The organism is Cellulophaga sp., from assembly GCF_039943695.1.
In the GTDB taxonomy this organism is placed as follows: domain Bacteria; phylum Bacteroidota; class Bacteroidia; order Flavobacteriales; family Flavobacteriaceae; genus Cellulophaga.
In genome coordinates this window covers 1-8843 of record NZ_JBDVAA010000125.1, presented here as the reverse complement: position 1 = coordinate 8843, position 8843 = coordinate 1, and the positions used below count along the sequence as shown (strand labels likewise).

The 8843-nt window shown below is 30.0% G+C and carries 7 protein-coding genes; 2 read left to right on the top strand and 5 right to left on the bottom strand.

The window, feature by feature from the left end; genetic code table 11:
• The coding region (locus ABJD66_RS08675) for an MBL fold metallo-hydrolase (protein ID WP_348130476.1) at positions 1-617 on the bottom strand (617 nt) is incomplete at its 3' end.
• A 1-nt stretch (position 618) separates the two neighbouring features.
• Complete coding sequence (locus tag ABJD66_RS08670) at positions 619-1086, bottom strand: GNAT family N-acetyltransferase (protein WP_100896175.1); 468 nt, start codon at positions 1084-1086, stop codon at positions 619-621.
• A 167-nt stretch (positions 1087-1253) separates the two neighbouring features.
• Here ABJD66_RS08670 and ABJD66_RS08665 point away from each other — a divergent pair, with 167 nt between their 5' ends.
• Complete coding sequence (locus ABJD66_RS08665; protein WP_100896174.1) at positions 1254-2141, top strand: hypothetical protein; 888 nt, start codon at positions 1254-1256, stop codon at positions 2139-2141.
• Between the two features lie 73 nt (positions 2142-2214).
• On the opposite strand, the gene fumC is transcribed toward ABJD66_RS08665, so the two are convergent.
• Positions 2215-3612 (bottom strand): class II fumarate hydratase, encoded by a 1398-nt coding sequence (gene fumC / locus ABJD66_RS08660; RefSeq protein ID WP_303542612.1) that lies wholly within the window; start codon positions 3610-3612, stop codon positions 2215-2217.
• A 113-nt stretch (positions 3613-3725) separates the two neighbouring features.
• Positions 3726-6158 carry an outer membrane beta-barrel family protein gene (locus tag ABJD66_RS08655; RefSeq protein WP_348130471.1) on the bottom strand — a complete coding sequence of 811 codons (2433 nt, stop codon included), beginning with the start codon at positions 6156-6158 and terminating at the stop codon, positions 3726-3728.
• 267 nt (positions 6159-6425) lie between these two features.
• Here ABJD66_RS08655 and ABJD66_RS08650 point away from each other — a divergent pair, with 267 nt between their 5' ends.
• Complete coding sequence (locus tag ABJD66_RS08650) at positions 6426-6599, top strand: hypothetical protein (RefSeq protein WP_013622269.1); 174 nt, start codon at positions 6426-6428, stop codon at positions 6597-6599.
• 175 nt (positions 6600-6774) lie between these two features.
• Here ABJD66_RS08650 and ABJD66_RS08645 read toward each other — a convergent pair.
• The coding region (locus tag ABJD66_RS08645; RefSeq protein ID WP_348130467.1) for an outer membrane beta-barrel family protein at positions 6775-8843 on the bottom strand (2069 nt) is incomplete at its 5' end.

Sequence of the window (8843 nt, the reverse complement as noted above, 5' to 3'; positions counted from 1 at the left end):
ACCGTCATAGTATATGGTAAATTCATACAAATAAAGGCTTTATCTATATTTTGTAAAGCGCGCATTTCTGGTATGTCTTCTGTATCACCAGAGAAATAAATTCGTTCTCCATTTTTTTCTAGTAGATAACCATTACCACGACCTTTACTGTGAAATTTAATAGCTTCTTCTCTTAAATTGTACATTGGTATTGCTGTAATTTTTATGCCAGCAAAATCTACTGACTCATCATTATTTAGTATAGTAAGTTTAGTTTTTAAATTATCAGACAATTTATCAGCAACAGCTTGCGGAGCAATAATTGTTGTTTTTTCTGTGTTGATAGCTTCTAGGGTTTCTACATTTAAATGATCTCCGTGAATATCTGTAACTAAAATTAAATTTGGTTTATCTTGGTTTTTAAACATATTTACTCCACCAACAGGGTCTATGTAAATAGTTTTATCTCCCCAGTTAAAAACAGCTGTTGCGTGTTCTATAGGAATAACTTTAAAGTTGCTTTTACGTTCTTTAGAATTTTCTATTGTGGTATTTTTTGTTGCTATGTCTGTTTTTTTTTCGTCTTTGCAGCTCACTAGAAATAAGCAAATAACAACAATACTCGTTAGTTTTTTCATTTTATTTTAAGTTTAGTTCCATTTTTATACTACTTCTTTTATATACAACATCTGGTTCTATAGGAATTTCTACAAAACCAATTTTTTTATAAATGTGTAATGCATTTTTAAGTTTAACACTAGAGTATAAAATTACTTGTTCCCAGTGTTCTTTTTTAGCAAACTCAATAGCATAATCTAACAATGCTTGGCCAATTCGTTTTCCTTGATAATCTTCATTTACTGCCATTTTACCTAGCTCATAAACGTTTTCTTTAATTTTAATGTAAGCCACACATCCTACAATGGTATCATCAATTTTAGCAAAAAAAATGTATCCTCCTTTATTTATAATATTCTCTTCGCACTTGTTTAAGAGCTCTATATCCTTTTCTTCTACTTCAAAATACTTTTTTATCCACTCTAAATTTAGTTTTTTAAAGGTTTTAGCGTATTTTGGCTGAAAGGGAATAAATGTTAAATTATTCATTGTTAATTATAATTTTAAGTAATTATTTCCGTTAGACGATTAATCTATACCTACAACCAATTTTTGGGTAGAGATAATCTAAATGGTTAAACCAAAACGTATATAAATTGAACCAAAAGATTAACTTAAGTCAAGTTAATAAATTAAACTGAATTAATAGTATTGTTATGAGTGAGAAAAAGAGTAATACGGGGTTAAAAGTACTTGCTGTTTTATTAGGAGTAGGATTGTTAGGGTCTATAGCCTATACTGTATCTTTATATAAGGATAGAGAAAAGACCAAAACTGTTTTAACACAAGAGAAAGAATATGTAGTTAATGATTTAACTAGCTTACAGTCTGAGTATGACAAAGCTATTATGGAAAGTAACGCTACTAATGAGGAATTAGTTGAAGCTAGAGACAGAATTGCTAAATACATTGATTCTGTTAAAACAATGAAAACAGATATCTCTTCATTATCTAGATATAGAAGACAAGTTAGTTTATTAAAGAAAGAAAGAGCTTTTTTACTTAAAAAAGTAGATTCTTTAACTACTTCTAATACTATGTTAGCAATAGAAAGAGATAGTACTTACCAAGAATTATCTAGACAAACAGTTTTTAATGATTCTTTAGTTGTACAAAATACACAATTAGCTGATGCAGTAGAAAAAGGTTCTGCATTAAATTTAGCTAAGTTTTCTGTAGATGCAGTAAAAGAGCGTAGTAGTGGTAAATTAGTTTCTACAACTAGAGCAGGTAGAGCAGATAAACTTAAAATTTGTTTTACAGTTGCAGACAATGCAATTGCACAAGCAGGTGATAGAGAATTTTATTTAGAAGTTTTAGATCCTCAAGGAAATGTTTTAGGAGAAGGAACTACAAAATCTAACGAAGGTGGAGCATCTTTAACTTATAGTAAAGCAACTGCTTTTTACTACGAGAACAGAACTTTAGATATCTGTGATTATGTAAATAAGCCAGCTGGTGATTTTCAAAAAGGAAATTATATGGCTATAGTTTATGATTCTAAATTAAAAATATTAGGTAAAAGCGAGTTTACTCTTAAATAAACTTTTATTTATAGATATAAAAAAAGGTGCAATTTTAAATTGCACCTTTTTTGTTTTATACTGGTTTGGTTTACTATTTTAGAGAACCTACCATTTCTTCTGGTTTTACCCATTCATCATACTGTTCTGCAGTAACGTAACCTAAATTAATAGCTTCTTCTTTTAATGTAGTACCGTTTTTATGTGCTGTATTTGCAATTTCTGCAGCTTTGTAATATCCAATTTTAGTATTTAAAGCAGTTACAAGCATTAAAGAGTTATTTAATAATTCTTTAATTATAGCATGGTTTGGCTCTATACCAGCAGCACAGTTAACATCAAAACTAACACAAGCATCACCAATTAATTGTGCAGACTGTAATATATTTGCAGCCATCATTGGTTTAAAAACGTTAAGCTCATAGTGTCCTTGTGTACCACCTACAGTTATAGCAACATCATTACCCATTACTTGTGCACAAACCATAGTTATAGCTTCTGCTTGTGTAGGGTTTACTTTTCCTGGCATAATAGAACTTCCAGGTTCATTAGCTGGTATAATTATTTCGCCAATACCAGAACGTGGTCCAGAAGCCATCATTCTAATATCATTTGCAATTTTGTTTAAAGAAACCGCCAATTGCTTAAGAGCTCCATGGCTTTCTACAATTGCATCATGAGCAGCTAATGCCTCAAATTTATTTTTAGCAGTAATAAAAGGTAAACCTGTAAATTCTGCAATATATTTAGCAACTAGAACATCATACCCAGCAGGTGTATTTAAACCTGTACCTACAGCAGTACCACCAAGAGCAAGCTCTGCTAAGTGTGGTAATGTGTTTTCTAGTGCTTTTAAACCATGATTTAATTGAGATACGTACCCAGAAAATTCTTGACCTAATGTTAATGGTGTAGCATCCATAAGGTGCGTACGACCTATTTTTACAACATTAGCAAACTCTTTAGATTTTTTTTCTAAAGTATCTCTTAATTGTTTAATTCCAGGAATAGTAACCTCAGTTATTTTTTTATAGGCAGCAATATGCATTCCAGTAGGGAATGTATCGTTAGATGATTGTGATTTGTTTACATCATCATTTGGTTGTATTGTTTTTTCACCTTCACCAATAACATTACCAGCTATTTCATGAGCTCTGTTAGCAACAACCTCGTTAACATTCATATTACTCTGTGTACCAGAGCCTGTTTGCCATATAACTAAAGGAAATTGATCGTTGTGTTTACCTTCTAAAATTTCATCACAAACTTTTGCAATTAAATCTCTTTTTTCTGTAGATAAAACACCTAATTCACAGTTGGTGTAAGCTGCTGCTTTTTTTAAGTAAGCAAATCCGTAAACTATGTCTAATGGCATAGATGCAGCTGGTCCAATTTTAAAATTGTTTCTAGAGCGTTCTGTTTGTGCTCCCCAATATTTATCAGCAGGTACTTGTACCTCGCCCATTGTATCTTTTTCTATTCTAAAGCTCATTGTACTAATTTTTTATAGATACAAAGGTAAGAATTTGGAAAATTTTTAGTGCTTATTTATTTGGTGATTTTAGTTTATTTTGGAGTAAATATGAACTTTAATTAAAAATAATGTTAATTAAATTTATATGTAAGTGTAGCTCTAAGATTTCTTTGGTCAGATTGAAGCTCGTTGTACGAAGTAGAGCTGTCTAGGTTGGTAGTAGAATATCGTCTGTACGCATTAAAAATATCTGTAACTCCTATAGAAATTGAAGCTTTATTTTTTAAAATAGTTTTACTAAAAGCAAAATCTAGTCTGTCTAAAGCATTTGTTTTTGTTTGTGAGTTGTTGTCTGCTCCTATATAGTAATAATTTGTTTGAAAATTAACATCATAGGGTAGTGGAAGTTTAGCACTAAAACTAGTTGTCCATCTAAACTGGTTTGCATTAAAATTTACGTTAACCATTTGGTTATTAGTATCTGCGTATGCATATTTACCGGTTAAGTTTTGTTTGTACATAAACAGGTTTAAAGAAAAACGCCATTTTTTTATAGGAACATAAGTAAATGTAGCATCTAACCCAAACCTATCTTCTTCTGCAATATTCCTTTTAGTTTTAGCAATTACAGGTGTAGAAATGGTATTGTTATTATTAGTAATTACTATTGTTTCTCCTGTTTCTATTAAAACGTTATGTATTACGTCTTCAGTTTTAGAATAGAATAGGGCGCCATTAAAAGTTATTTTATCCCATTTGTTTAAATAATTAAACTCAAAAGAATTTGTAAACATTGGGTCTAAATTTGGATTGCCATAAAATAAATTAGTTTTACTAACTCTATTAGGAAAAGGGTTTAAGTTACCAGCTGTTGGTCTCTTAATTCTTTTACTGTAGTTTAAACTAATTTTTTCTGTATTAGTAAATTCATAACTTAAAAACATAGAAGGAAACCAATTAATGTATGACTTTGCGTCTTTTGTATTTAAATTAGTTAATAATACAGATACATCTGTATGTTCTACACGTATTCCTAATGAAGCGGTTAATTTATTAAAACCCTGTGCAAACTGTAGATAACCAGCATTAACATCTTGCCTATACACAAGATTGTTACTATATGTATTGTTTTTAAAGAATTGACTATTTACTATAGAACCTTCTGTATAGTCTATTTTGTAATCATCAAAAACGCCTCTATATCCAATTTCTAATTTAGAGCTATAATTTTTACCAAAAGGAAGTGTATAGTCTATTTGTGCAAGTTGACTTATTTGGTGGTCGTCAGTAATTGCTTTTTCAAACAAACCAATGTTGTTATTGTCTAATATAACTTCGTTAATAGCTCTATCTTCTAATTCATAACTTCTAGAAAATTGGTAATCTGCACTTAAAATATGACCTTTTAAATTAAATTTTCTTTTATAATTTAATGAGTAGCGTATATTTTCTTCATCGCTATCTTCCTCCGTATTTCTATTTCTGTTAATGGTTGTATTGCTTACAGCATTAAAATTATTTAAATCTATACCGGTATAATTTAAACCCGATGCTTTTGTATAAGCCACAGAATTAGTGATGCTAGAAGTTTTATTTAATAACAACTCTATGCCAGCATTTACAGTAATATTTTTATAATTACGGTCTAATGATCTGTATTCATTTTCAAAACCAATGTTAGTATTATTGGTATCAAAAAAATCGTTATAAAAAAGTGAATATCCAGGTCTTTCTCTGTCTGTATATGTGATGTTAGAAAATATATTGAATAATTTCTTTTTTAAGCCTAAAGCAAGTCCAACTTTATAATACTCTGGATCTTTAATTGTAGTTGTAATAGAACCATTAAAACCAGATTTTTTAGATTTTCTTAGAATAATATTTAATATACCAGCAGTACCAGAAGAACTATATTTAGATGAAGGGTTTGTGATAACCTCTACCTTTTGTATAGTGCTCACAGGCATTTGTTTTAAAGCTTCTGGACTAATACCAGAAAGGGTAGAGGGTTTGCCGTTAATAAGTATTTTTACATTATTGTTACCTCTTAAACTAATAGATCCTTCTGGGTCTACAGAAACAGAAGGTATGTTGTTTAGAACATCAGATGCAGAACCGCCATTTAAGGTTAAATCTTTGCCAACATTGTATATTTTTTTGTCAAGCCTTAATTCTACAGTAGTTTTTTCGGCTATAAGTTCAACTTCATTTAATTCTTCAACATCTAACTCTAGCTTAATGCTTCCAATATTTTTAGATTTTTGAAGCTTTAAGTTTTTTAAATGATATGTTTTGTAAGAAATATACTCAATTTTAATATTGTATTCTCCCTTAGGAAGATCATTAATAGAAAACTTGCCATTTTTGTTACTAATGCCTCCAGAAATGTATTGGGGATTATTAATATCTTGTATTATAAGTGTAGCAAATTCTAAAGGGTTTTGTGTGTTGGCATCTATAATTGTGCCTGTTAGTTTAACAGAATTATTACTGTTGCTATCTTGGTTTTGTTGAGCGTTAATAGCTGTGGTTAAGGCTAAAAACAAAAATAAAATATTTTTCATTAGTGGCTAGTCATTAATAATTGATATATAAAAAGACTAGGCAATTATGTATATTCTTACGCATGAGTTTAAAGTAGGTTATTGGGTTGAGTTTGTTAGTTTAAAACGTTTTGTTTTACCTTATTTTTTATAAGTGTTTTAAGGTGAAATTAGTACGTCTTATACTACAAATATATAAAAATATTAAAATAATTCTATTTTTTTTTGATTTAGATTTGTTCTATTCATCTTAACAAGTATCTTTGTAACCGTTAAAATAAATTACTTATGTTTGAATTTGACCAGTATTTAGGTTTTTTAGCTTTTTTAACTATCCTAACAATAGGATTTTGGCTAATGATATTTTTATTAACATTTGTTATACCTTATTGGTTGGGCGGATCACTTATAGAATTTCTGAAAGAAAAACGAGAAGCTAAAAAAGCAAAGCGTTTAGAATAAAAAACAAAAAAGAGACTTATAAAGAGTCTCTTTTTTTGTGTCCTATTTTAAATATTAAAAATAGAAATTTACGTTTGTATTTTAGTTTATATCCAATAAATTAATCTATTAACATAATAAAAAAGAGGCTGTTTAAAAAAAACAGCCTCTTTTTTATATTTATATAGTTGGTGTGTTACCCTTGCATCTCCATATCTCCGCCACTATCTCTCATTTCTCCTTTACTACGTTGATTTTTCTGTTGGTTAAATCTGTAAGTAAAAGTTAGTGCTACACTTCTTTGTCTCCATTGAAATTCACTGTTAGAAAAAATGTTTTCCGTTCTACTTTCTGATCTACGTTTTCTTGAATTAAAAATATCATTTACACTTAATGATAATGTAGCCTTATCATTTAGTAGATCTTTACTTAAAGCTAAATCAGAATTAAACATTCCTTTTCTTGTTGTTTGAGCATTTTTAGAAGGACCTCTGTACGTTAAGTTAGTTTGAAAATCTATTTCTGCAGGTAAAGGTATTTTTGCACTAAATTTTGTAAACCAACTAAAGTTTTCAGCATCAAAGTTCTGCGTAATAATTTCGTCTTGGAAATTTGTATACGTATGCTCACCTTCTACATTTTGCTGAAATAAGTTAAGGTTTAAGCTAAATCTCCAATTTCTCATTGGCGTGTAGGTTGATGTAATGTCTAAACCATACCTAGTTTCTGTAGCTAAGTTAATTGGTGTTCTTGCTTGTACAGGAATATCTACAGAACTACCTGGGTTTGCAGGATCTTCAATACTAACAAAATCTCCCGTCTCTTGTGTTATAAATTGAAAAACACCAGTAGAGTGATTGTAGTAACCAGAAATGTTGAATAAAACTTTATCCCATCTTTTTAAATAGCCTAAGTCGTAAGCATCTGTAAATGTTGGATCTAAATCTGGATTACCAAAAAATAAGTTTGTGTTACTAGATCTAGAAGGAAAAGGGTTAATAAACCATGAACCTGGTCTTCTTAATCTTTTACTGTAACTAACAGTAAATTGCTCCATCTCAGATAATTCATATCCTAAAAAGACAGAAGGAAACCAGTTTGTGTATTTTTTAGTGTTAACATCACTAGTTTCTGCTAATTCTATTTCTATGTCTGTATCTTCTACACGTAAACCTCCTAAAAGGCTAAACTTATTAATTTTAGTACCTAATTGTACATAAGCAGCATTTACTGTCTCATTAAAAAACAGTGTGTTACTAAAGTTTGGATTGCTGTTAAATACACCATTTGTTTCTTGACCAAAGTCATAATCAGTAGTGTAATTGTTAAAGTTACCTCTGTAACCAGCTTCAAACTGAGAGCCAAAATCTTTACCAAACGGCAACACATAATCTAATTGTACTAATTGTTTTATTTGATTGTTGTCTGTAATTGTGCGTTCTAGTGGGCTATTAGTTGTGCTACCACTAACTGTTTCTTGAATGCTAGCATTTTCTAATTCGTCCGATCTTGAGTACTGGTAGTCTATAGTTAACTTGTTTCCATCATCATTAAACCTCTTCTCGTAATTTAAAGAGTATTGTACAGTTTCTTCATCATCATCTTCTAAAGTATTTCTTTGTCTTTCAATGGTAGGATTCATATTGCCATCAAAATTAAAGAAGTTTATATCTGCTTTGTCTAAACCATTAGACTTTCTGTATAATACAGAATTTGTAATGCTGCTTGTTTCATCAATAAAATATTCAAAACCAATATTAGCGTTGTAGTTTTTATTACTTCGGTCGTAATATCTGTATTCGTTTTCAAAACTTGCAGTAGTACCATCTTCATTAAAATATTCATTTTCAAAAAATGCATTACCAGGACCTGTTCTGTCTCTGTAGCTTAAGTTTGTATACAGGTTAAACTTGTCTCTTCTAAGGTTTATGTTTGCAGAACCAGCATATTGTTCTGGGTCGCCAATAGTAGCAGAAACAGAACCATTTAGACCAGCAGTTTTACTTTGTTTTAAAATTATATTTAAAATACCAGCAGTACCTTCAGCATCATATCTAGCAGATGGGTTTGTTACAACTTCTACTTTTTCTATAGCATCTGCAGGTAACGACTTTAATGCAGCATTGTCTAAACCAGATAGGGCAGATGGCTTACCGTTAATTAATATTTTAACACTTTCATTACCACGTAAACTAATAGCGCCTTCTACATCTACATCTACAGATGGTACGTTGTTTAAAACATCTGTAACAGAACCACCTTTTA